This is a genomic window from Amycolatopsis sp. NPDC047767 (assembly GCF_040704195.1).
Taxonomy (GTDB): Bacteria; Actinomycetota; Actinomycetes; order Mycobacteriales; family Pseudonocardiaceae; genus Amycolatopsis.
The window spans coordinates 158,498-179,933 of sequence record NZ_JBEYSJ010000014.1; the positions used below are offsets into that span (position 1 = coordinate 158,498).

23 protein-coding genes, 6 tRNA genes, 1 pseudogene and 1 riboswitch are annotated in these 21,436 nt (G+C 70.4%); of the genes and pseudogenes, 10 read left to right on the plus strand and 20 right to left on the minus strand.

Translation table 11 applies throughout. The features are described 5' to 3' along the window. The first annotated feature begins 29 nt into the window (after positions 1 to 29). Positions 30 to 103, plus strand: a riboswitch (cobalamin riboswitch). A gap of 119 nt (positions 104 to 222) precedes the next feature. Together AB0878_RS25225 and AB0878_RS25230 are read left to right on the plus strand one after the other, a co-directional pair. Next, positions 223 to 879 carry a (2Fe-2S)-binding protein gene (locus AB0878_RS25225; RefSeq protein ID WP_366582701.1) on the plus strand — a complete coding sequence of 219 codons (657 nt, stop codon included), beginning with the start codon at positions 223 to 225 and terminating at the stop codon, positions 877 to 879. Between the two features lie 3 nt (positions 880 to 882). Then, the gene (locus tag AB0878_RS25230) at positions 883 to 1,380 is read left to right on the plus strand and encodes a hypothetical protein (protein ID WP_366582702.1); all 498 of its coding nucleotides are present in this window, start codon (positions 883 to 885) and stop codon (positions 1,378 to 1,380) included. On the opposite strand, the pseudogene AB0878_RS25235 reads toward AB0878_RS25230, so the two are convergent. After that, positions 1,351 to 1,491: pseudogene (locus tag AB0878_RS25235) on the minus strand (cupin); the annotation flags it as partial. The gene AB0878_RS25230 and the pseudogene AB0878_RS25235 sit on opposite strands and share 30 nt — an antisense overlap. Before the next feature lie 37 nt (positions 1,492 to 1,528). Between AB0878_RS25235 and AB0878_RS25240 the strand changes: the two are divergent. Together AB0878_RS25240 and AB0878_RS25245 are read left to right on the plus strand one after the other, a co-directional pair. Then, positions 1,529 to 1,816: a hypothetical protein gene (locus AB0878_RS25240; protein WP_366582703.1), complete on the plus strand. Its 288-nt coding sequence runs from the start codon at positions 1,529 to 1,531 to the stop codon at positions 1,814 to 1,816. Then, entirely contained in the window at positions 1,806 to 2,291 is a 486-nt protein-coding gene (locus AB0878_RS25245) for a flavin reductase family protein (RefSeq protein WP_366582704.1), read from the plus strand. Before AB0878_RS25240 ends, AB0878_RS25245 begins: the two co-directional genes overlap by 11 nt. Positions 2,292 to 2,299: 8 nt before the next feature. Here the strand turns inward: AB0878_RS25245 and AB0878_RS25250 are convergent, their stop codons facing one another. The 6 genes from AB0878_RS25250 to AB0878_RS25275 all read right to left on the minus strand — a co-directional run bounded on the left by AB0878_RS25250 (position 2,300) and on the right by AB0878_RS25275 (position 8,371). Beyond that, positions 2,300 to 2,791 carry a flavin reductase family protein gene (locus tag AB0878_RS25250; protein ID WP_366582705.1) on the minus strand — a complete coding sequence of 164 codons (492 nt, stop codon included), beginning with the start codon at positions 2,789 to 2,791 and terminating at the stop codon, positions 2,300 to 2,302. 117 nt (positions 2,792 to 2,908) lie between these two features. Beyond that, positions 2,909 to 3,832 (minus strand): amidohydrolase family protein, encoded by a 924-nt coding sequence (locus AB0878_RS25255; protein ID WP_366582706.1) that lies wholly within the window; start codon positions 3,830 to 3,832, stop codon positions 2,909 to 2,911. A gap of 14 nt (positions 3,833 to 3,846) precedes the next feature. Further along, positions 3,847 to 5,052: an acyl-CoA dehydrogenase family protein gene (locus AB0878_RS25260; protein ID WP_366582707.1), complete on the minus strand. Its 1,206-nt coding sequence runs from the start codon at positions 5,050 to 5,052 to the stop codon at positions 3,847 to 3,849. Between the two features lie 80 nt (positions 5,053 to 5,132). Beyond that, positions 5,133 to 6,482, minus strand: a complete 1,350-nt coding sequence (locus tag AB0878_RS25265) for a M24 family metallopeptidase (RefSeq protein ID WP_366582708.1) — start codon at positions 6,480 to 6,482, stop codon at positions 5,133 to 5,135. Between the two features lie 52 nt (positions 6,483 to 6,534). Continuing rightward, positions 6,535 to 7,539 (minus strand): transketolase C-terminal domain-containing protein, encoded by a 1,005-nt coding sequence (locus tag AB0878_RS25270; protein WP_366582709.1) that lies wholly within the window; start codon positions 7,537 to 7,539, stop codon positions 6,535 to 6,537. Continuing rightward, positions 7,532 to 8,371 carry a 1-deoxy-D-xylulose-5-phosphate synthase N-terminal domain-containing protein gene (locus AB0878_RS25275; RefSeq protein ID WP_366582710.1) on the minus strand — a complete coding sequence of 280 codons (840 nt, stop codon included), beginning with the start codon at positions 8,369 to 8,371 and terminating at the stop codon, positions 7,532 to 7,534. Before AB0878_RS25275 ends, AB0878_RS25270 begins: the two co-directional genes overlap by 8 nt. Positions 8,372 to 8,490: 119 nt before the next feature. Here AB0878_RS25275 and AB0878_RS25280 point away from each other — a divergent pair, with 119 nt between their 5' ends. From AB0878_RS25280 to catA, 5 genes are all read left to right on the plus strand, one after another. Beyond that, complete coding sequence (locus AB0878_RS25280; protein WP_366582711.1) at positions 8,491 to 9,294, plus strand: FadR/GntR family transcriptional regulator; 804 nt, start codon at positions 8,491 to 8,493, stop codon at positions 9,292 to 9,294. 268 nt (positions 9,295 to 9,562) lie between these two features. Continuing rightward, positions 9,563 to 10,765, plus strand: a complete 1,203-nt coding sequence (locus tag AB0878_RS25285; RefSeq protein ID WP_366582712.1) for an acyl-CoA dehydrogenase family protein — start codon at positions 9,563 to 9,565, stop codon at positions 10,763 to 10,765. A gap of 46 nt (positions 10,766 to 10,811) precedes the next feature. Then, positions 10,812 to 11,201, plus strand: a complete 390-nt coding sequence (locus AB0878_RS25290; RefSeq protein WP_366582713.1) for a RidA family protein — start codon at positions 10,812 to 10,814, stop codon at positions 11,199 to 11,201. Positions 11,202 to 11,286: 85 nt separating this feature from the next. Next, positions 11,287 to 12,456: an MFS transporter gene (locus AB0878_RS25295; RefSeq protein WP_366582714.1), complete on the plus strand. Its 1,170-nt coding sequence runs from the start codon at positions 11,287 to 11,289 to the stop codon at positions 12,454 to 12,456. Between the two features lie 80 nt (positions 12,457 to 12,536). Further along, positions 12,537 to 13,391 carry a catechol 1,2-dioxygenase gene (gene catA, locus AB0878_RS25300; RefSeq protein WP_366582715.1) on the plus strand — a complete coding sequence of 285 codons (855 nt, stop codon included), beginning with the start codon at positions 12,537 to 12,539 and terminating at the stop codon, positions 13,389 to 13,391. A 42-nt stretch (positions 13,392 to 13,433) separates the two neighbouring features. Here catA and AB0878_RS25305 read toward each other — a convergent pair whose 3' ends face one another. The 5 genes from AB0878_RS25305 to AB0878_RS25325 form a co-directional block, all read right to left on the minus strand. Next, the gene (locus AB0878_RS25305) at positions 13,434 to 14,204 is read right to left on the minus strand and encodes a GntR family transcriptional regulator (RefSeq protein ID WP_366582716.1); all 771 of its coding nucleotides are present in this window, start codon (positions 14,202 to 14,204) and stop codon (positions 13,434 to 13,436) included. Between the two features lie 145 nt (positions 14,205 to 14,349). Next, entirely contained in the window at positions 14,350 to 15,402 is a 1,053-nt protein-coding gene (locus AB0878_RS25310; RefSeq protein WP_366582717.1) for an amidohydrolase family protein, read from the minus strand. Beyond that, on the minus strand, positions 15,399 to 16,211 hold the full coding sequence (locus AB0878_RS25315) for an ABC transporter ATP-binding protein (protein ID WP_366582718.1): 813 nt from the start codon (positions 16,209 to 16,211) through the stop codon (positions 15,399 to 15,401). Before AB0878_RS25315 ends, AB0878_RS25310 begins: the two co-directional genes overlap by 4 nt. Positions 16,212 to 16,225: 14 nt before the next feature. After that, complete coding sequence (locus tag AB0878_RS25320; protein ID WP_366582719.1) at positions 16,226 to 17,206, minus strand: PhnD/SsuA/transferrin family substrate-binding protein; 981 nt, start codon at positions 17,204 to 17,206, stop codon at positions 16,226 to 16,228. 38 nt (positions 17,207 to 17,244) lie between these two features. After that, a complete protein-coding gene (locus tag AB0878_RS25325) occupies positions 17,245 to 18,090 on the minus strand; it encodes an ABC transporter permease (protein WP_366582720.1) in 846 nt (281 codons plus the stop codon). 213 nt (positions 18,091 to 18,303) lie between these two features. Between AB0878_RS25325 and AB0878_RS25330 the strand changes: the two genes are divergently transcribed. Next, on the plus strand, positions 18,304 to 19,194 hold the full coding sequence (locus AB0878_RS25330; RefSeq protein WP_366582721.1) for a MarR family winged helix-turn-helix transcriptional regulator: 891 nt from the start codon (positions 18,304 to 18,306) through the stop codon (positions 19,192 to 19,194). 246 nt (positions 19,195 to 19,440) lie between these two features. Here AB0878_RS25330 and AB0878_RS25335 read toward each other — a convergent pair. From AB0878_RS25335 to AB0878_RS25370, 8 genes are all read right to left on the minus strand, one after another. Further along, positions 19,441 to 19,513: transfer RNA gene (locus tag AB0878_RS25335), tRNA-Asn, on the minus strand. A gap of 5 nt (positions 19,514 to 19,518) precedes the next feature. Beyond that, positions 19,519 to 19,592, minus strand: a tRNA-Lys gene (locus tag AB0878_RS25340). A 35-nt stretch (positions 19,593 to 19,627) separates the two neighbouring features. Continuing rightward, positions 19,628 to 19,699 (minus strand) — tRNA-Lys (locus AB0878_RS25345). A gap of 70 nt (positions 19,700 to 19,769) precedes the next feature. Next, a tRNA-Thr gene (locus tag AB0878_RS25350) sits at positions 19,770 to 19,841 on the minus strand. A 14-nt stretch (positions 19,842 to 19,855) separates the two neighbouring features. Continuing rightward, positions 19,856 to 19,928: transfer RNA gene (locus AB0878_RS25355), tRNA-Gly, on the minus strand. Positions 19,929 to 20,015: 87 nt separating this feature from the next. Next, positions 20,016 to 20,088, minus strand: a tRNA-Trp gene (locus AB0878_RS25360). 80 nt (positions 20,089 to 20,168) lie between these two features. Further along, a complete protein-coding gene (locus AB0878_RS25365) occupies positions 20,169 to 20,291 on the minus strand; it encodes a hypothetical protein (RefSeq protein WP_366582722.1) in 123 nt (40 codons plus the stop codon). Between the two features lie 102 nt (positions 20,292 to 20,393). Beyond that, entirely contained in the window at positions 20,394 to 21,341 is a 948-nt protein-coding gene (locus AB0878_RS25370; protein ID WP_366582723.1) for a LysR substrate-binding domain-containing protein, read from the minus strand. Positions 21,342 to 21,436: the final 95 nt, after the last annotated feature.

Below are 21,436 nucleotides of genomic sequence, written 5' to 3' on the forward strand. Positions count from 1 at the left end.
GCCGTACCGTTCTGGCCGCGCCACGGCTTCGAGAAGCCGGTGAGAGTCCGGCACGGTCGCGCCACTGTGAGCCCATCGTGTACCCGGTGGGCGAGTCAGGTCGAGGAGCCGTCACCTGTTCCACCGGCAAGGGACGCGTCATCCCGAAGGAGAACCGGACATGGCCAGGCTGAACACCTCCTGCCCGTCGGCCTCCATCTGCCTGCCGGTCGCCGTCGCGGTGTGAACCCGTTCTTCGCTTTCGACACGCACGCCGCGGGCGACGAGCCCGCCGCGCCGTGGCGTCCGCTCTCCGAAGTCCTCGACGACGGACCCGTGCTGCGCGAGCGCGTGACGCAGGTCCGCGCCGTGCTCGCCGCCGGGGGTGGCGACGTGGAGCTCCGGGTCGCCGCTTCCGTGACCCACCTGGGCCTCGCGGCGCGCCTCCTGTCGCCCGCCCTCGCACTCGCCGTGGGCGCCGGCGTCGTCCCCGACTTCTCCACCGCTTGGTGGCAGCCGACGACCGGCGGCGCGGTTCCGCTTTCGCTGCCCGAAACCGATGCTGTGGACGACGACCTGGTCGCGCTCTTCGACGACCGGGTCCTGAGTGGACCGTTGCGCCGGCTGGACCAGGCTCTCGCCGGGTTTTCGCTCTCGGCGACCATCCGCCGCGGCAACGTCGCCTCCGCCCTCAACGGCGCCGTCACGATGCTCCGCCGAGAGCGTCCCGAGTGGACGGACGACATCCACCGCTTCCGCGACCGCCTGGAAGCCCTGCCGGTCCTCGCCGACACCGCCACCCACGAGGACGGCCGCTTCCGCCGCCGCAGCTGCTGCCTCATCTACCGCGCCGCGCCGAACCACGACGGCCCGAAATGCGGCGACTGTGTCCTGGCCTGACCCGTGCGGGTGATCGCGCTGTGGTGCGGCCTCGCGGCGGTCGCCACTGTCGTCGGTGTCGTCGATTCGCTGACGCCCGGAGCGCCGCACCTGCCGCAGCAGGTGTTGTTCGCGGCCGTTGCCGGGATCTTCGTGGTGGTCGGGATCGCCGCCGCGAAACTCGCGCTCAACCGTCCGGAGGTGCCCGCCTCGACGATGGCCCGCCACCTCTGGCGGAAGCTCCCCGCCCTGCTGCGGTGGGGAGCTCTGGCCGCGATCGCCGGTGGTGCCGTCGTCGCCGTGCTCGCCGCGCCGCGAGTGCCCCACGGCGTACCCGAGGTCACTCCTCACGGCTACCTCATGGTCACCCGTCACGGCGATTTCTTGGTCAGCACCGCCGATTACCTCTACCTGCGCGCCGAGAACGAGCGGCTGTTCGCCGCCATCGCACTCGTGGTCAACAGCGCGGCGGGACCCACCGCGTTCGCGTTGTCAGTGTGGTTCGCCGATCCGCACCCGTGACCAGTCGAGCTCGGCCAGGTTGACCACGATGGCCTCCTGTGTCGTGCGGGCGATCACCACGACGGCTTCGTTCTCCGGGTCCGGGTTCTCCTCCCGGTGCGGCACGAACGGGGTGCTCGACGCACAGCCGGCGGTCCAGCGCGGCGCCTTGGCCACTCCGGTGCCCGACGCGCTGCTTCGCGCGGCTTACCGGGCGGCCCCTCCGTTGCCCCAGCTTGTCCTCATCGGCGACGAAGACCCGCTCGCCGACCGCGAAACGCTGGCCCGCACGGTGAAGTCCGCGCCGCGCGCCCGCCTGTCCGTGGTCCGCGGCGCCCACCACGACGTGCTCAACGACCGGCAGCACCGCTCCGTCGCCGCCGAGGTCGTCAGCTTCCTCGAAACCCTCGGCAACGAACTGGTGCCGGTGATCTCGGTCGAGTCCAGTGCCTGGTGAGCCCGGGCTCGACCCCACCCTGCTGCGCGCCGCGTTCGGCGCCTTCCCGACCGGCGTGGTGGCGATCGCCGCGTCGGTCGGCGGCCGCGCTGTCGGTCTCGCGGCGAGCTCGTTCACGTCGGTCTCGCTCGCGCCGCCGCTGGTCTCCTTCTCGGTCGCGACCGCGTCGCGCACGTGGCCCGCGCTGCGCCGCGCGCCCCGCCTGGGCGTCACCGTCCTCGCCGGCCACCACGGCGCCGTCGCCCGGCAGCTCGCCGGCCCCGCCGAAGGCCGCTTCACCGGCCTCCCCCTCACCACCACGGCCGACGGCGCCATCACCCTCGACGACGGCGTCGCGTGGTTCGACACCACCATCGAACGCGCGGTGGCCGCCGGCGACCACACGCTCGTCCTGCTCCGCCTGCACTCGGCGGCCCACGCCGCTGATGCCGCGCCGCTGGTGTTCCACCGCAGCGGTTTCCGGCCGGCGGTGTGATCGGTGCGTCAGCGATCCAGCGTCACGTGCGTGCCGAACGAACGACGGTGGTACGTGAGAGGCTCCCCGGCCCACCCCGACACCGCGAGGACGGACCCCAACACGACGATGTGGTCGCCGCCCTCCACCTCCTGCTCCACGGAACACGCGAGCCAGCCGAGCGCACCCGCAAACCGCGGCACGCCGTGGTCGACTCCCCACTCGACGCCTGCGAACTTCTCCTCGGGCGTGCGGCTGGTCGCGAACGTCCGGGCCAGCGCGGAATGCGACGAACCGAGGACGTTCAGCCCGAACCGGCCCGTCTCCCGGATCACCGCCAGCAGCCGCGACGCCTTGATCAGCGACACCAGCACCATCGGCGGCCGCAGCGACAGCGACGAGAACGCGCTGACGGTGCTGCCGTAGGGACTTCCGCCGTCACTCAACCCGGTCACGACGGACACCGGCGTGGCCACGTGCGCCATGACCTCGCGAAACCGCTCCTGCACGTCTTCGGGCATCGGAGTTCTCCTTTCGTTGGTCGCGGATCGACCCATGCGTGCTTCCTGGCCGCAGCCGCGGAAGCACAAGCCGGGCTCGCGCGTTCATCCACAGCCGGTGCGCCCGGTTCCCGCCGGCTACGCGCCGATGCCGAGCGAGGCCGCGGTGTCGTTCAGGACGGCGCGCAGCTGGTGGTCGTCGAGGCCGGGGACGGCCTTGATGCGGTCGGCCCAGTCGCCGGCTCGGACGCGGGGTGCGTCGGTGCCGAGGACGAGCCGGTCGGCGCCGAAGGAGTCGGCGAAGAGCTTGATCGCGGCGGGGTCGTCGGTCAGGGTCGTGTCGTAGTAGAGCTTCTTGAGCTCCTGACGGGGATTCGTCGCCAGCCATTCGTCCTGGTGGAGGGTTTCGGTGATTTCCTCGAACCGCCGCCAGAGGTAGCCGATCGAGCCGCCCATGGTCGCGATGATCCACCGGATGTTCGGGTACCGGCGGGTCACGCCCGACACGACCAGCCGGGTCGTCGCGAGCGTGGCCTCCATGGGGCCGCCGTACTTCGGTCCCATCATGAACGCGTCGAGCCCGGTGGAGAACGTGTCCGGGGTGCCGACGGGGTGCACGAAAACGACCGCGCGGCGGCGGTCCAGTTCGGCCCACAGCTCCGCGAAGGCCGGGTCGTCCAGCGAACGGCCGAGCGCGGTGGTGCCGATGCCGATGCCGGCGAAGCGGTGCTCGTCCAGGCAGCGCACGGCTTCCGCGACCGCGTGCTCCGGGTGCGGCAACGGGACCGCGCCGAACGCGGAGAACCGGCCCGGGAAATCGGCCGCCATGGTCGCGTAGAGGTCGTTGGCGAAGCGTGCGCAGTGCACGGAGACAGCGGAGTCGGTGTGGTACGGCTGGTTGTGGCCGAGCCCCACCACTTGCAGGCGCACCCCGTCGGCCGCGAGCTCCTCGGCGCGGCCGGCCAGCTCGGGCCGGTGTTCGGGCCAGACCTTCAGGTTGCCGACGCGGGTGAACTCCTTCGTGAGCGCCGGGGGAAACCAGTGCGCGTGGATGTCGATCACAGTCGGGTGTCCTTTCAGACGAGGAAGCTGATCGCGGACGGGTTCTTCTCGAGCAGGGCTTTGCCGTGCAGCTCCTGGGTGACCCGGCGGAAGAAGGCGGCGTGCCGGGAGGCGATGCCGGCGTCGCGCCAGATCCGCTGCAGCGGGTTCACCTCGGCGAACGCCGAGGATCCGTGCGCAGACATGAGCAGGTCGACGGCCAGGAACGCCTGCCGGGCCGCCCAGGCCAGGTTCACGCGCAGCTGCGTCCGGACCGTCTCCGGGGGAAGCTCGGCCTTGGCCGCGTAGTCGTCGAGGATGTCCGCGGCCTGCCGGGTGATCTCGCGCGCGGCGATGATCATGCTCGAAGCCTCGGCGACGTCGATCTGGAAACCGACGGATTCGGACTGGGAGCCGTAGACCGTGGTCGTGATCGAGCGTTTGGGTGCCTTCTCCAGGACATAGTCGAGTGCGGCTTCGGCCTGTCCGAGCTGAGCCCCGGCGAGCGAAAGCGACAACAGGCCGGCCAGGCTCGCGCGCCCGCTCAGGCCGGCACCACCGGTCGCGTTGGCGCCGGTGAACAACGGCGTCAACGGGCGCAACCGGTGCGCGGGAACGAAGACCTCGTGGGCGACGACCGTGTTGCTGCCCGTCGCGCGCATCCCCGAGACGAACCAGGTGTCCTCCAGCGTGACGTCCTGGACGGGCACGAGCGCGAGCTGCATACCCGGGTCGTCGGGAGAGGTGCCGGGGTAGCAGACGCTGACCCAGTCGCAGTGGTTCGACCCGGAGGCGTACCCCCATTTGCCGGTGAGCACGATCCCGCCGTCGACGACCTTCGCTTCGGCGGTCGGCGCCAGCACGCCGGCCGTCGTCGCGGCGGAGTTCTCGCCCCACACGTCGGCCTGCGCCTGGTCGGAGTAGCTCGCGGCCAGCCAGTTGCCCGTGTTGAGCACCCCGGTGACCCACGCCGAAGAGCCACAGCCGCGGCCCAGCGCGATCGTCACCTCGAGGAAGGTGCGCATGCCCGAGTCGTACCCGTCGAACCGGCGGGGCACGAGCAAGCGCGTGAGCCCGGCGTCGCGGATGGCCTGGAACGTCTTGTCCGCCACCCTCCGGGTGCGGTCGGCCTCGGGTGCGGCTTCCCACAGCAGCGACCGGAGGTCGTCCGCGCGGGTGATCAATTCTTCCCGGCTCGGTGTGTCCTGCTTCGCCGAGACGGTGGGGCCTGACGTCGTCATTGATGTCTCCCTGCTCGAACTGTTCGATGGCGCCGCTGGTCCAGTGGAGGGGTGCCGACCGCCCCGGAGGGCGGGTTGGTTCAGTGCGTGCCGCCGGCCGCCGGCAGCTCGACGCCGGTCCAGTAACGGGTGCCCGCGACGTAGAGCTGGTCGGCGGGGAAGCGGGTCAGCAGCCGGCAGCCGTCGGCCGTGACCACGAGCTCCTCTTCGATCCGCGCGGCCGCGGAGCCGTCCAGGGTCGGCCAGTACGTCTCGATCGCGAAGGTCATGCCCTCCACGAGCTCGATCGGGTGCTCGAAGGAGTGGTAGCGGCTCATCAGCGGCCGTTCCCACAGCCCGAGCCCGATCCCGTGGCAGTACTGCAGGCCGAACGCTTCTTCCTCCGTGGCGAAGCCGAATTCCTGGGCGGCGGGGAAGTGCCGGACGATGTCGGTGGAGCTGGCGCCCGGCCGCACCTCGGCGATCGCGTTGTCCATGTACTCGCGGGCACGGGCGTAGGCGGCTCGCTGCGCCGCGGTCGCGCTGCCCACGTTCATCGTGCGGTAGTAGCAGGTGCGGTAGCCGTTGAAGCTGTGGATGATGTCGAAGTACGCGGTGTCGCCGGGCCGGATCAGGCGGTCGGAGAACACGTGCGGGTGCGGGCTGCAGCGCTCACCGGAGATCGAGTTGACGGCCTCGACCTCCTCGGAGCCGTTCTCGTAGAGGTACCGGCTGACCAGCGCGACGCAGTCGTTCTCGCGGATCCCGGCCCGCAGGGTGCGGTAGAGCTCCTCGTAGGCGCCGTCGACCAGAGCGGCCGCGTGGTCGAGCAGGGCGATCTCGTCGGCCGACTTGATCGCGCGGGCGTCGAGCAACAATGCCTGGCCGTCCTCGACGTGCAGGCCTTCGCGTTCCAGCGCGCGCAGCACCGGCAGCTCGACGACGTCGACGCCGACCGGCTCGTCCGCGAGACCGTGCTCGCGCAGGAGGTCGGCCAGCCGCTTGGCGTTGCCGGCTTCGATGCCCACGTCGGTCGGCACCGCGCCGCGCCACGTCGAGACGCCCGCCCGCCAGTTCCCCGTGGGCAGCCAGGGCGCGAACATCTGGTGGGTTTTCGCGGCCGAGCCGATGTCCCACAGGATCGGGTCCTGCCCGCGCATCAGCAGCACGCAGCGGAAGTACTTGTCCCGCGCCCAGTTGCCGATGTGGGTCCCGGTGACGTAGCGGATGTTGTTCATGTCGAACAGGATCAGCGCGCCGAGCGACGATTTCTCCAGCTCGGCAAGGGCGCGCGCCAGGCGGGCGTGGCGCAGGCGGTCGGGATCCACGCGGCGTTCCCAGTCGACGGTGCCGGTCGCACCGGGCGAGCCGATCGGCGTCGGGCCTTCGCTCGCGTGGTAGAACGCGGGCGATCCCGTGGCCGGCGACGGCGAAGAATCGTTGGTGGGCATGGGAAAGGTACCTCCGTGCGGTGTGCTGCGGTGGTTCGGGCCGGGCGGTGGGTCAGACGGGCGAGTACTCGCCGGTCTCGGCCTCGGTGACGGGCGCCCGCGGAGCCGGGCCGGGCCGGGCGAGCGCCGACCAGGCGGCGTCGATGACGTGCTGGGTCGACAGGCCGTACTTGTCGAACAGGTAGGGGGCCGTGAGCGATCCCTCCGCGAAGGTGTCGAGGATGCCGACCCGGCGCAGCGGCCGGCCGAGGCCGGCTTCGGCGATCGCCTCGGCGACGGCGGAGCCGAGCCCGCCGATGACCGAATGGTTCTCGGCGGTGACGACCCCCTTCGCGCCGGCGACGGCACCCAGGATCGTGGCGGTGTCGAGCGGCTTGATCACCGGGACGTTCACCACCGAGACGGAGACGCCGGCGTCGCCGAGGGCTTGTGCGGCACCGAGAACGGCCGCGAGCATCATGCCGCCGGCGATCAGGGCGAGGTCGCTGCCTTCGGCGAGGACGGCGGCCCGCGTGGTGTCGAGGACGTGGTCGTCGTCGAAGACGACCGGGACCTCACCGCGTTTGAGCCGGACGTAGACCGGGCCGGGAAGGTCCACAATGGCCTCGGCGACCTGAGCGACCTCGACGGCGTCGGCCACGTCGAGGACGGTCATGTTCGGCAGCGCCCGCATGAGGGCGACGTCGTCGATGGCCTGGTGGCTCGGGCCACCGGGAGTGGACACCCCGGGCATGAACCCGATGATCCGCACCGGGAGGTTCGGGTAGGCGATCGCGTTGGCGATCTGGTCGTAGGGCCGGCGCGTGGCGAACACGCCGAAGGTGTGCACGAACGGGAGGTGTCCTTCGCGGGCGAGGGCGCCGGCGAGTCCCATCATGTTCGCCTCCGCCATGCCGGCGTGGATGAACCGCCCGGGCAGCTCGGCCCGGAACAGGTCGATCTCGGTCTGCCGCGTGAGATCTCCGCTGAGGCAAAGGATTTCCTCGCGGCGGCGGGCGAGGGCCAGCAGCGCGCGGCCGTAGGGCTTGAGCTCGATCGGGTAGGGCGGCTTACGCACTGTGGGCCTCCAGCTTCGCGGTGAGCTCCGCCTCGGCGGCCTCGGCCAGCTCGGGCGGGAGCTTGATGAAATGGCCGTCCGCGTCGTCGGGAAGGCAGTCGAGGCCGTGCCCGGTGGAGGTGCGGCAGACCAGCACGCTCGGGCGGTCGTCGGCCTCGGCCGCGCGCAGGGCGGCCAGCACGGCCTCGACGTCGTGGCCGTCGAGATCCACGGCGTGCCAGCCGAAAGCCGTCCACTTGCCGGCGATCGGCTCGAGCGTCGTGATGGTGTCGACGGGGCCGTCGACTTGCGAGTTGTTCGCGTCGAGCAGGACGGTGAGCGACGCGAGCCGGTGGTGTGCGGCGAAGATCGCGGCTTCCCAGAGCTGTCCCTCTTCCAGCTCGCCGTCGCTGACCAGTGCGTAGGTCCGCCGGTCGGCGCCGCGGAGCCGGTCGGACAACGCGAACCCGGCCGCCGCCGACAGGCCCTGTCCCAGTGAGCCGCAGGTGTAGTCCACCACCGGTGAGCGCTCGGTGCCGATGGCCTCGATCGCCGAGCCGTTGCGCCCGTACGTCGCCGCCGCCTCTTCGGTCAGCAGCCCCAGCGCGGTCGCCGCCGCGAAGGGCGCGATGACGTAGTGGCCCGGGGAACAGACGAGCCGGTCGCGGCCGGGGCGGGCGGCGGCGAACACCGCGGCGACCTGTTCCGCGGCGGACAAGGCCTGCCCCAGATAGCCGAACCCCTGCGGAGCCACCATCCGGACGGCCTGGAGGCGGATCCGCAGCGCGAGTTCGGCCGGGTCGCGCACCGACCACGCCGCCCCGGGGCTTGAGAAGTGCAGCGGTGCTGGCATCACGGCTCCCGTGCGAAGTGGAAAAGTGGCCAATTGGCTATGCCACATACTGAGGGTCATTGAGCGGTACTGTCAACAGCCGCAGGACTCGTGGGTCCCGGCCCGCAGGGAGGAGAAAAGTGAGCGAGCCTTCGCCGAAGCGCCCGTACCGGCGGCGCGCGTCGCCGGTGCCGCTGGAGGGCATCACGCCGCTGCCGACCACCCGCCTCGCCGACGAAGTCGCCGCTCGGATTCGCGCGTTGATCATCAGCGAGGACGTGGAGGAGGGGGCCCGGCTGCCCTCGGAACGCGAGCTCGCCGAGCGCTTCGCCGCGAGCCGGCCGACGGTGAGCCAGGCCCTGCGGAGCCTGTCGCTGATGGGGCTGGTCGAGATCCGGCGAGGCTCCGGGGCCTACGTCGTGCGCCGTCCGGAGTCGATGGTGACCGCCTCGGTCAACCTGATGCTCGACCTGGACCGCCGCTCGGTCGGCGACCTGATGCAGCTGCGCCTCTGGCTGGAGACGCTCGGTGTCGAGGAGGCGGCGCGGCGGACGACCGCGCCCGATCCCGAGGAACGCGCCGAGGTGCTCTCGGCCCTGACACGGCTGACGTCGTCTGCGGGCACCATGTCGGAGTGGATCGCGGCCGACACGGTCTTCCACGCGACGGTGGTCCGCAGCTCCGGCAACCCCTACCTCGCGGCGATGTACGAGAGCGTGCACACGGCCGTTCTTTCCTTCGAGTTCCAGCAGTGGGTGGACACCGAGTCCGCGCCGTCGTGGCTCGAGACCACCGGCGCCGAGGAGCAGCGGGCGCTGCACGAGCCGATCGCGCGCGCGGTGCTCGACCGTGATCCGGAAGCGGCGCGAAAGGCAGTTGCCGCCCACCACCAGCGGATGGCCGAGCACCTCAACGAGGCGATCGAGTCGAGCCTGAAGCGCTGATCCCGGTCACGTGCGGCGACGGGCGAGACTGGCGGCTTCGCGCTGACCTTGCGTGCAGGCGGCGCGCACTTTGGCTTCACCGCTGACTTTCGGCCGGCCCCGGATCGCCGATCGGCGCGCGCTCGCCGGGAGCGGCCGGGGTGTCCGGGTGGGGCGGACAGGCTCCTTGACTGGGTTGTGGGCGCACTCTTAAAGTCAATGTGGCTATGCCACTTAGCCACATCTGTCGAGCGGTTCCCCGCCTGTTTTCCCGAGAGGGCATCGACCCATGAGCGAGTCCCGGCTTTCCCCTGAGATCGACACCGTTGTCCGCAACATCGAGGCGCTGCAACCGATCCTTCGGGAGGACGGCGCCAAGGCGGAAGCGGGCAGGCAGCTCACGCAGCGCGTCGTCGACGGCCTGCGCGAAGCCGGGGCGTTTCGCGTTTCCGTGCCGACCCGCTTCGGCGGATACGCCGCCAACTCGGTCGAGTCGACCGCGGTGTCGCGGCAGATCGGGTACGGCGACGGCGCCGCCGCGTGGATCTACGGGGTCGTGAACTCGGGATCCTGGGTGGTCGGCCTGCTGCCGCTGCAGGCGCAGCAAGACGTGTGGGCGGACAACCCGGACGCCGTCATCTCACTGGTGCTGCCGCCCACCTCGACCGCGGAAAAGGTCGACGGGGGATACCGGGTGACCGGGCGCTGGAGCTACGGAACCGGTTCGCACCACGCGGACTGGTCGCTGCTGGGCATGCCGCTCGTCGACGACCGGGGTGAGACGGTCGGCGCGGCCATGGGCCTCATCCCGGCCGCCGATCTGCGGATCGAAGACACGTGGTTCGTCGCCGGGATGAAGGGGACGGGCAGCGACACCCAGGTCGCGACCGACGTCTTCGTCCCCGACCACCGGGTGTTCCCGCTCGCCGAGGCGGTCGAAGGAAAGTACCCGGGATCCGGGGTGAACCCCGAGGCGTCCTACAAACCCGCGTTCGTGCCGGCCCTGGCGTTGCAGCTGGTCGGCCCGCACCTGGGAATGGGGCGAGCTGTCCTGGACACGGTGGTCGGGAAAGCGTCGACGCGGGGAATCGCTTATTCCGGGTACACGCGTCAGGCGGACTCGGTGGGTTTCCAGCTGACGACGGCTCGCGCGGCTCTGCTGCTGGACACCGCCGAGCTCTTGGCGAGGGAAATCGGGCAGCAGCTCTATTCCTGGGCCGAGGCCGGCGAATATCCGGGATTCCCCGAGCGCGTCGGGGTCCGGGGAAAGATCGGCTACGCGGTGGAATGCGTCACCGAGGCGGTCGGGGCACTCGTTCTCGCGCACGGATCGAGCGGGTTCGCCGAGTCGAGCCTGGTGCAGCGATTCTGGCGCGACCAGACCACGGCGGCGAGCCACGCGCACACTTTGCCGGCGACCGGGCTCGACGCTTACGGAAAAATCCTGCTCGGCCTCGAAAAGGAAGCCAGGGTCGTGCTTCCGGTCATTTGAGACCGGCACGGGAAGACGCAAAGATCGATCACGGAAAGGCGGACCGATGTCCGAAGAACGCATCACCAGGGTCAAAGCGCCGAAGATCCCGGGAATCTCCGACAGCGTCCGGGTGGCGGCCGGTGATCTGGTCTTCATCTCGGGGGCGGTCGGGTTCCCCGAAGGCGGCGGGGCTCCCGAGAGCTTCGAGGAAGGCGTCGAGCTGGTCCTGAAGGAGCTGGACCGCGCTTTGACGGCCGCCGGTGTCACGTTCGACGATCTCGTGCGGATCAACGTGTACGTGACCGATCTCGACGCGGACAAGCTGCGCACGTTCCGGGAAGTCCGGGACCGGTGGGTCGATCCCGGCCACGTCCCCGCGAGCACGTTCATCGGTGTCGCCCGGCTTTTCGACGACCGGATCAGCATCGAGATCGACGCCATCGCCGCCGGCTGAGCAGCGTTCGGGCGGATGGCGAATCCGCCCGCGTCGCCGGTCCACGACACCGTGGTCCGAGATTCGTGATGGGAAAGGGGAAAACGTGCGCTCGGTGCGCGTCGCGCTGCTCGTGCTGGCACTGGGGGCGTTTTCCCTCGGTACGGGCGAGTTCAGCATTCTGGGTCTGCTTCCGCAGGTCGCCGACGATCTGCGGGTGTCGATCCCCGAAGCCGGCCACCTCGTCTCGGCGTACGCGATCGGCGTCGTCGTCGGGGCGCCGCTGCTCATCGCCGCCGCGACCCGGCTGCCCCGGCGGCGGGCCCTCATCGTCATGATCGCGCTCTACGGCGCCGCGTACCTGTTCACCGCGATCGTGCCGGGTTACCCGCTCGTGCTGCTGGGGAGATTCCTGTCCGGGCTGCCGCACGGGGCCTACTTCGGCATCGCGGCCATCGTCGCCGGCTCGCTCGCGCAGCCGGACCGGAGGGCCCGGGCGATGGCCACGATGTTCGCCGGCCTGACGGTGGCCAACATCTTCGGCGTCCCGCTCTCCACCCTGCTCGGGCAGCTGCTCGGCTGGCGGTGGACGCTCGCGGTGGTCGGCGTGATCAGCCTGGCCTCGGCGTTCGCGATCCGGTTCGTGGTCCCGGATCTTCGTCCCGAGGGCGGCCGGCCCCGGCTGGCCGACGAATTCCGTGCTCTCGCACGGCGCCCGGTCTGGCTGACCCTGCTCATCGTCGTCCTCGGCGGGGCGACGCTCTTCGCCAGCTACAGCTACATCGCCCCGATGCTCACCGACGTCGCGGGTTATCCCGCCGCCGCGGTCACGCTTTTGCTCGCGATGTTCGGCGTCGGGATGACGGCCGGCAACGCGATCGGCGCGCGCCTGGCCGACCTCAACCCGATGCGGACGATCCGGGGCGCCTTGGTCGCCGACATCGTGATCGCGCTGGCTCTGGTGCCGGCGATGCATCACCCGGTCAGCGCCGCGATCGTGCTCTTTCTCTTCGCCGTCACCACGTTCTCCCTGGTTCCCTCGGCCCAGTTGCGCATCATCGACGGCGCGGCCGGCGCTCCGCACCTGGCCGCCGGCTCCATGCACGCCGGGTTCAACCTGGCCAACGCCCTGGGCGCCTGGCTCGGCGGCCTGGCGATCAGCCTGGGCTTCGGACTGACCGCTCCCAACGTCGTCGCCGCCGGCCTCGCGCTCCTCGGGCTCGGCGTCGCCACGATCTCGGTGCTGGTCGAGAAACGCAGCCCGGTTCCCGCCTAGGCCCACCCGGTCCCGATGCCGGGACCGGCACCCGCAACGGGCGTCAAGGCCGACGCCCGCCCCCGAAGAGAGGAAATGCGATGACTGACGTCGTCACGCCCACCGCCGCCGACTCCGGTTCGTCGGCGACGGAACAGTTCCAGCAGCGAGACCGCGCCCGCGGTTCGGCCACGCCCGCCGACACGGCCCGGGTGGACGCCATGGCGACCGAAGCGCTGGAGGCCCTGCGCGCGGTGATCCGGAAGTACCAGCTCACCTACGCCGAGTACCACGCGGTCAAGGCGTGGCTGATCAAGCTCGGCGAGGACGGCGAATGGCCGCTGTTCCTCGACGTGTTCATCGAACACGAGGTGGAGAAGATCGCGACCGAGGACCGGGAGGGCTCCGTCGGCAGCATCGAGGGCCCGTACTACGTCGAAAACGCGCCCGAACTCGGTTCGGCCGGCACCCCGCCGATGCGCGAGGGCGAGCCCGGCACGCCGCTGCACTTCTTCGGTCAGGTCCGCACCGTGGCCGGGGAACCGGTCCAGGGCGCCGTGGTGGACTTCTGGCAGGCCGACGCCGACGGCCTGTACTCGCACTTCGCGCCCGGTATCCCCGAATGGAACCTGCGGGCCCGCTTCACCACCGACGCCGAGGGCAACTTCGCCATCGACACGGTTCACCCGTCGCCCTACGAGATCCCGATCGACGGCGCCACGGGCATCCTGCTCGCCGCGGCGGGATGGCACGCCTGGCGTCCCGAGCACCTGCACATCCGGGTGTCGGCCGAGGGCTACCACACGATCACCACCCAGCTGTACTTCGAGGGCAGTGACCACGTCGAAGACGACATCGCCATGGCGGTCAAGGACGAGCTGATCCTCGCACCGACCGCGACCGACGACGGCCGCGGCGAGCAGGTCCGGTACGACTTCGTGCTCGACCCGGCCTGAGCCCCCTCACCTTGCTCGGCCGAAGGCGGCTGCGCGCTCGGCTCACTGGTCCAGATACGTCCTGATCACAGAGAACCGCAGGTAATCGTCATTCACGTGCACCACCGTCACGGCCACCGGGAGCTCGTCGGCACGGATGTGGGTGTGGCGCAGGCGCAGCACGGGACGCGTGCGGGGGAGGCCCAGCGCCGTGGCGATCGCGGCGGGTGGCAGGACGGGGCGGATCTCGGCGACGGAGTAGCAGACCGGTGTGCCGGTGTCGGTTTCGACGAACTCGAAGGTGGAGCGGCGCGGGTCGCTGTCCTCCGGGTGTTCGCCGAGCAAGGTGGCGGGGACGTGGTCGACGCTGTGGACCGCGGGCTTCCCGTCGGCGTCGAAGACGCGTTCGATCCGGAGCGCGCGCTCGCCGGCGGGGAGCTCGAGGGACGTGGCGAGCTCCTCGTCGAGGGCGATGAGGTGCTGGTCGAGCGTGCGGACGGCGGGGCGGTAGCCGGCCTGGGTGAGCAGGTCGACGAACGGGCTGGCCTCGGCGAGGTTGGCGGCGAGGCCGATCGTGTGGCGGTTGATGAAGGTGCCGCTGCCGTGCAGGCGCCGGATGCGGCCTTCCTTCTGCAGCGACTGCAGCACCGAGCGCAGCGTCGCGCGGCTGACGCCGAGCGCGGTGCTCAGCTCCTCCTCCGACGGCAGGCGGTAGCGGCCCTCGGCGGCGTAGCGCGTGATCGCCTCGCGCATCCGCTCCTTGGCCTGCCGGTAGGAGTCCGCGGCGACCGTCTGGATGGAGACGGGTGTCAGCTCCGGCTCACGCATGACCATCGGTTGTCCTCCCCGGGGCGGCCTCACGGCCCGTCGTACGGCAACGCTGCCGACACGCACAGTCGATCGGCACCCTCCGAGCGTAATGACCTCACGCCGCGTCCTGAACCCACCCTGGGCCAGGCAGACGGGTGATCACGAGCTGTCACGACGCGCGCCACCGAGGTTCCCACTCCTCCAGCTGCTCCAGCGTCTCCTGCTCGCTCCAGTCGGTCAGCCCGGCGAAGCGCGCCCAGTTCCCGCCCACCATGTTCGCCACGTCCAGGCGCGAGATCGGCGCGCCGGGGTCGGCGACGTCGTTGACGAGCGTGAGCTTCGGCAGCAGGACGGCCGGTTTGCCGCCGCCGGGGTAGTCGGTGCCCCAGCAGATCCGCGACAGCGGGCAGCCCAGCTGCTGCGCGCGCAGGAGGAATTCGTAGAGCTGGCGCTGCGTGGACTTCGTGGCGAACATGCTGATGTCGAGGTAGGTGTTGTCGTGGCGGGCCACCATGGCCAGGCACTCGTCGACCCACGGGAACCCGGCGTGGCACACCAGCAGCGGCAGGTCGGGGTAGTGGCGGGCGACCTCGTCGAGCGCGCCGGGCCGGCCGTAGTCCAGCACGGTGTCCTTGGCCGAAGACGTTCCCATGTGGACCATCACGCCGATGCCGAGCTCGACCGCGCGCTCGTAGATCGGGAAGGCGAGGTCGCGGTCGGCGGGCGCGTAGTGGTCGTACATGGGGTAGAGCTTCAGCCCTTGCAGGCCCAGCTCGCCGACGGCGCGGGTCAGCTCGTCGCGGGCCCACTCGACCCCGCGGAACTTCGGGTTCACGGCGCTCATGCCGATCAGCTCGGGGTGGCGCCGGGTGAGCGAGGCGATGTAGTCGTTGCTCTTGGCCACTTCCAGCGGACCGTCCACATCGGTCACGCGGCCGAGGTCGATGGTGCCGCGTTCCCCGTAGGCGGTGTAGGTCGAGGGCGCGACGGCCAGCACGGTCGCGCGGTCCACGCCCGCGCTCACGTGGTCGTCGACGAGCGTGCCCGGGTCGATGGGGTCCAGGTCGCCCTCCAGCCCGACCCAGTCCTCGTCCGTGGCCGGCCGGTACGCGGGCAGCCGGCCCGCCCGCCGGTGCCCGGGCGCGCGCATCTCGCGCACGAACCGGTCGTGGCCGGGCGGCAGGGCGGTGGCCAGTACGTGGTTGTGGCAGTCGATGATCACTCGTCGAACTCCTCGGCCAGGCTTCGCCAGATCGCCCGCTGCAGGCGCTGGAACTCGGGTTCGAACCGGACTTCCTGGAAGTGCCGCGGCCGGTCGAGGGAGATGCGGAACTCCTCCTTGATCGTGCCGGGACCGCGGCTCATCACGAGCACGCGGTCGGCCATCGCCACGGCCTCCTCGACGTCGTGGGTCACGAAGACCACGCTCTTGCCGAGGTTCTCCCAGATGGAGAGGAACTCGCCGCCGAGGCGGATCCGCATCTGCGCGTCCAGCGGCCCGAACGGTTCGTCCATCAGGTAGACGTCCGGGTCGTACGCCAGCGCGCGGGCGATGCCGACGCGCTTGCGCATGCCGCCGGAGAGCTGGTTGGGGTAGCTCTGCTCGAACGACGTGAGCCCGACCAGCTCGACCAGCCGGCGCACCTCGGCGCGTTGCTCTTCGGCCGGGACTCCCTTGATCGCCAAGGGAAAGCGGATGTTGTCCGCGACCGTGCGCCACGGGAACAGCGCGTCGGACTGGAAAACCAGCCCCACGCCTTCCGGCACGCCTTCGGGCACCGGCGCGCCGTCGAGCCGGATCTCGCCGGTGGTCGTGGGCAGCAGGCCCGCGATCAGCTTGAGCAGCGTGGACTTCCCGCAGCCGCTGGGCCCGACGAGCGCCACGAACTCGCCGGGCGCGAGGTCGAGGGTCACGTCCTCGAGCGCGACGAACCGGCCCTTGGGGGTGCGGTAGCCGAGCCCGACCCCGCGCAGGCTGAGCTTCGGCGTGGCCGCGGTGGACTCGACTGAGGACGTCAGCGTTTCGGTCATCGTGGTCCTCCCGGCTACTTCGCGGGCAACAGGCTGTAGTCGAAGATGTCCTGAGTGGACGGAACCGGGTCGGTGAGGAAGCCGGTGCGCACCAACAAGTCCGTCGAGGACTTCACGACCGCGTCCTGGGCCTTGAGGCCGTCGGGCACGCTCTTGATGGCCTCGGTGACGATGGTCTTGAGGTCGGCGTCGCTGATCTTGTAGCCCTGCTTCTTCATCCACGTCGTGGCCTGGTCCGGGTTGGCCTTGGCCTGGGTGGACGCCTCGTCCATCGCGGCGAGGAAGGTCTTCATGAGGTCCTGGTGCCCGGAAACCCAGTCCTGGTCGGCCATCGCGACGATGTCGACGTAGTGGTAGTCCGGTTCCTGCCACAGAACCTTGAACTTCCCGGTCCGCAGCAGCTGCAGCGTGTCGGGCTGGCTCGTCATCCCGGCCACGACCTGGCCGCCGTTGAGCTCGGCCTGCATCGTCGCGCCCGCCCCGCCGCTGACGACGGTCAGGTCCTTCTTCGGGTTCAGCCCCGCGTCCAGTGCCGCCTTCTGCATCTCGGTGTCCGACAACGTGCCCGGCGCGGTCACGGCCACCTTCTTGCCGGCGAGGTCCTTGACCGAGGCGATGTCGTTGCGGGCGACCATGAGGTAGGAGAAGCGGTCGTTGGCCACGCCGTAGGCGCGCATCTTCACGCCCTTCTTCTGCGCCAGCACCACGTGGCCGATGTCGCCCATGAACACGTCGGCGCTGCCGCCGATGAGGGCGTTGGTGGCGGTGGAACCGCTGGTGACGCACATGGGCTTGATCGTGATGCCCTTCTGCGCCGCGATCCCGCTGTTCTGCGCGAGCTCGGCGGCGATGGGCGCCAGGCCGCTGCAGAACAGCTCGACCCGGATCGTCTTGGTGTCGCCGCCACTGCCGGCCGACGAGCTGCCGCACGCGGTGGCGGTCGCGGCCAGGGCGAGCGCGGCCACGGTGGCCGTGATGCGGGAGAGCTTGGTCATCGGTGGTGTCCTCATCTGTGACGTTTTCGGAGGGGACCTCAGCGGGTGGCGCGGTGACGCAGGACCCGTCGCTCGACGAGCGCGACGAGCTGTTCGGCGAGCATGGCGATCACCGTGATGATCACCAGGCCCGCGAAGACTCCGGTGGTGTCGAGCACGTTGGCGGCGTAACCCATGTAGTAGCCCAGGCCCTGGCTCGCGCCGACGAGCTCGGCGATCACCGCGCCGATCAGCGCCAGCGCGATCGACAGCCGCAGGCTGGTCAGGATCCAGGGCGCGATCGAGGGCAGGATGGCCCAGCGCAGCCGGGCCGTCCACGGCGCGCGGAAGCTGCGCGTCATCTCGATCAGGTCGGGCTCGATGCCGCGCATGCCCTGGTAGGTGTTGTAGAAGGCGACGAACACGACCATGGTCACGACCATGAAGATCTTGGATTCCAGGCCGATCCCGAACCACACGATGAACAGTGGCGCGAGCGCCACACGCGGCAGGCTGTAGAGCGCCATGATGTACGGGTAGAACCAGCGTCCGACGGTTTTCGACGGCGCGATCAGCACGCCCAGCGCCACGCCGATCACCATGCCGATCGCCAGCCCGGCGAACGTCTCCGCCAGCGTGGTCCCCAGGTCCGGCCAGAGCGTGCCCCCGGTGACCAGCTCGACGATGCGCTGGACGATCAGCCACGGACTGCTCACCGTGAACGCCCCGAACACCTGCCCGGCCAGCTGCCACAGCACGACGATCAGCACGCCGACGCCCCACTGCCCGCCGCGGACCACCCACCGGTGGCGCCGGTCGGCCCGCCGGTCGCGGTCGTCCTGGGAGTCCGCTGGTCCGTCACGCTCGGTTCGGCCGGCCGAGCCGCCGACACGGTTCGCCACCATCCGCTGCCTCCTCAGACGTCAGACGTCTGACGGACCATAGGAGCCGGTCCGGGCGGGCACAAGGGTTCTCAGGGGGTGGGACCAGGGCTTGCTTTTGTTCGGTCGTGTGCCGGCGGAGACGATTATCCACTGTAGACATTCGGTGGCCTGACGGGGCCTCCCTTGCCGAACCCGGACTTGCCCTCTTCGAATTTCTCTGACTATGGTCAGAGAATGGAGGAGCAGATCGGGGCCGTCCGGCGGTTCAACCGCGTCGTCACGCAGCGGGTGGGTGCGCTGGAGGACGCGTACTTGTCGCGGGAGCGCTCGCTCGGGCTGTCGCGGCTGTTGTCGGAGATCGGGCCGGACGGGTCGGAAATCCGGGTGCTGCGCGCCCGGCTGGGGCTGGACTCCGGGTATGTCAGCCGTCAGCTGCGGCTGCTGGAGTCGCAGGGTCTGGTGACCACGGATCCCGGCGACCGCGACGGGCGGGTGCGCACCGCCAAGCTCACCGCCGCCGGTCTGGCCGAGCGCGAGCTGCTCGACCACGCGTCGGACGAGCTGGCCGAGTCGATGCTGGCTCCGCTGACCGTCGCGCAGCGCGAACGTCTGGTGCGCGCCATGGCCGACGTCGAGCACCTCGTCACGGCCTCGCTCGTCCGCATCGAGATCACCGACCCGCGTAGCCCCGACGCCCGCTACTGCCTGCGGTCCTACTTCACCGAGCTCGGCGACCGCTTCGACGCGGGCTTCGACCCGGCGCGGAGCATCTCGGCCAGTGACGACGAGATGACCCTGCCCTCGGGCCTGCTGCTCGTCGCGGCCCTGCAGGGCTCCCCGGTGGGCTGCGGCGCCCTCAAGCTCCACGCCGGCACCGGGATCGCCGAGATCAAACGCATGTGGGTCTCCCCGACGGTCCGGGGCCTCGGCCTGGGCCGCCGGCTGCTCGACTCCCTGGCGCAGGAGGCCTCCTCCCGGGGCACGCACACGCTGCGGCTGGAGACGAACAAGGCCCTCGTCGAAGCACGGCGCCTCTACGAAACCGCGGGCTTCGCCGAAGTCGCCGCGTTCAACGACGAGTCCTACGCCCACCACTGGTTCGAACGAGACCTCCGGCAGGACTGAGGGCGCCCCAACACTTCCGGCGGTTACGGCGAACGCGGTGCTGGCCCGGGGGCGGGTTTCGGCGGCCGGCGAACGTCGACAAAGCGGCAAAGCCGGGTGCGGCTGGTTGAGACCTGCTTGCCGGGGGTTGAATCCGGGCTTCCCGAGCGGGGCCGGGCAGGTGGTGCGGAGTGGAAGACGTGGGGGTCGAACCCACCGCGGCGATCTTGCAAGGATCGTCTGCGCTCCGGCGCGTCTCCCGGGGAGCTCCCCTGCCAGGACTCGAACCTGGTACCTCCCGAGTAACAGTCGGGTGCGCAGCCTGGTGCGCCTCAGGGGAAAGGGTGGGCCGCCAGGGAGTCGAACCCTGAACCCGCCGAGTAAAAGTCGGCTGCTCTGCGCGGTTGAGCTAGCGGCCCTCGTACCGCGGGTCGCTCGGACCCGCGGCGCGAAGTGGATCGCCGGGGAGTCGAACCCCGAACCCGCCGAGTAAGAGTCGGCTGCTCTGCCGTTGAGCCAGCGATCCGGAAGCGGGGAGTAAGCCCTTACGAGGCTGATCCCCTTGCGCGGCACCGGGTGCCGTGCGAGTCGTCACGAGCCTCTTCCGGGACTCGAACCCGGTCCTTCCGTTTACGAGACGGGTGCTCTGCCTGGTGAGCTGAAGAGGCGAACTGCTGCTGCGAGCGGCCGGAGGGCATCGAACCCTCTGCTTCGGTTTGGAAGACCGACGTGTCCGCCGAGTTCACCACGACCGCGCGACGCCGCGGGCAAGCGGCGTGAAAGGTGTCTCTCCGTTGTGAAAGTTTCAAAGAACACGCCACCGAAAAAATGGGGGCGCGAAGCACCGGTGGAAGGAGTCGAACCTTCGGCGAACGGTTTTGGAGACCGCCGCGCTCTCTCCGGAAGCTCACCGGTAAATCGATCGCGCGAAACAGAGAAAGCCGCCCGGATCGGTTTCCCGACGGGCGGCTCCCTCGACCTGACGAAGTGTCACATCAGGGTGGGGAGCCGACGGCGATGCCGTTGGCAGTCCAGGGTTTCCGGCCGGACGAGCACACGGCGACGATCGCGGCGGCCGGCTTCCGGCGCTGCGTCCCTCGCTCTCGCGTGTTCGTCATGACTGCCCCTTTGTTCGCTGGTGTGGACTCATCCTCTCCGGCGCGCCCGCGGACGTCAACCGGGTTTTCCGCCGACGGCGCCGCGGCCATAAACCCCTGGGATTATCCGAAATCGAGCCGGGCGATTTCCGCGGAGATCCGCTGCGCCTCGGCGACGAGGTGGCCGATGAGGAGCTGGGCGCTCTTCGACGGCGTGCGGCCGGCGAGCGTGGTGATGCCGATGGCGCGGGGCACGGTCTCCAGCCGGATCGGCAGGTAGCCGAGGGCGTCGTCGTCGGCGCCGATGAGCAGGGGCAGCGGCGTGATCGCGTCGGTGTGCAGCAGGATCGAGCGCATGGTCAGGATCGTCGAGCACTCGATGACGTTGCGGGGCAAGGGAACCTCGTGGCGGGCGAACAGCTCGTCGAGCTCGTCGCGCAGCGCGGTGGGCCGGCCCGGCAGGATCCAGGGGAACTCCTGCAACTGCGCCAGGGAACACAGTCCGGAGGCGATGGCCGGGTGGTCGCGGCGCGCGACGAGGCCCACGGGTTCCTCGTACAGCGGCGCGTGGTGAAACCGGCTCGCGGTGCCGGCGGGCGGGCGGCCGACGAGGAGGTCGACCTCGCCGTGGGCGAGCCGGACGTCGAGATCGGCTCCCAGGCCTTCGACCACGGTCGCCGTGAGGGTCGGGTGCTCGGCCTTGAGCCGGACGAGCGCCGAGGGGAGCAGCACGTACGCGCCGGCGAGGTTGGTGCCGACGCGCACGGGCTCCGCGCCGTCGCGCAGCAGCCCGTCGATGCGGTCCTGCGCGGAGGCCATGGTGCTCACCACCGCCCGTGCGTGGTCGAGCAGGATCTCGCCGAACGCGGTGGGCCGCACCCCGCGCGGCCCGCGCACGAACAGCTCCACCCCGACGATCGACTCCGTCTCGCGCAGCGCCCGGGTCACCGCCGGCTGCGTCACGTGCAGATCCTTGGCGGCGCCGAGCAGGGAGCCGTTCTCGGCGATCGCGATCACCAGCACCAGGTGCCGGATCTTGAGGCGGCCGTCGAGGAAACGCTGCTGGTCCACTGCCCTCACCCTTTCTTCCGGCGAGGTATAGCAGATCGGCCCCGGTATAACCAGACAGGCATAACCAGGCCGGGATAGGCATTGGTGCGCCGGTG

Bases quoted from the DNA above. Each gene is read 5' to 3' on its own strand.
- AB0878_RS25285 (WP_366582712.1), top strand. From the start codon at position 9,563: ATGAGCGAGTCCCGGCTTTCCCCTGAGATCGACACCGTTGTCCGCAAC.
- AB0878_RS25265 (WP_366582708.1), bottom strand. From the start codon at position 6,482: ATGCCCACCAACGATTCTTCGCCGTCGCCGGCCACGGGATCGCCCGCG.
- AB0878_RS25290 (WP_366582713.1), top strand. From the start codon at position 10,812: ATGTCCGAAGAACGCATCACCAGGGTCAAAGCGCCGAAGATCCCGGGA.
- AB0878_RS25325 (WP_366582720.1), bottom strand. From the start codon at position 18,090: ATGGTGGCGAACCGTGTCGGCGGCTCGGCCGGCCGAACCGAGCGTGAC.
- AB0878_RS25260 (WP_366582707.1), bottom strand. From the start codon at position 5,052: ATGACGACGTCAGGCCCCACCGTCTCGGCGAAGCAGGACACACCGAGC.
- AB0878_RS25315 (WP_366582718.1), bottom strand. From the start codon at position 16,211: ATGACCGAAACGCTGACGTCCTCAGTCGAGTCCACCGCGGCCACGCCG.
- AB0878_RS25275 (WP_366582710.1), bottom strand. From the start codon at position 8,371: ATGCCAGCACCGCTGCACTTCTCAAGCCCCGGGGCGGCGTGGTCGGTG.
- AB0878_RS25365 (WP_366582722.1), bottom strand. From the start codon at position 20,291: ATGACGAACACGCGAGAGCGAGGGACGCAGCGCCGGAAGCCGGCCGCC.
- AB0878_RS25250 (WP_366582705.1), bottom strand. From the start codon at position 2,791: ATGCCCGAAGACGTGCAGGAGCGGTTTCGCGAGGTCATGGCGCACGTG.
- catA (WP_366582715.1), top strand. From the start codon at position 12,537: ATGACTGACGTCGTCACGCCCACCGCCGCCGACTCCGGTTCGTCGGCG.
- AB0878_RS25305 (WP_366582716.1), bottom strand. From the start codon at position 14,204: ATGGTCATGCGTGAGCCGGAGCTGACACCCGTCTCCATCCAGACGGTC.
- AB0878_RS25330 (WP_366582721.1), top strand. From the start codon at position 18,304: ATGGAGGAGCAGATCGGGGCCGTCCGGCGGTTCAACCGCGTCGTCACG.
- AB0878_RS25320 (WP_366582719.1), bottom strand. From the start codon at position 17,206: ATGACCAAGCTCTCCCGCATCACGGCCACCGTGGCCGCGCTCGCCCTG.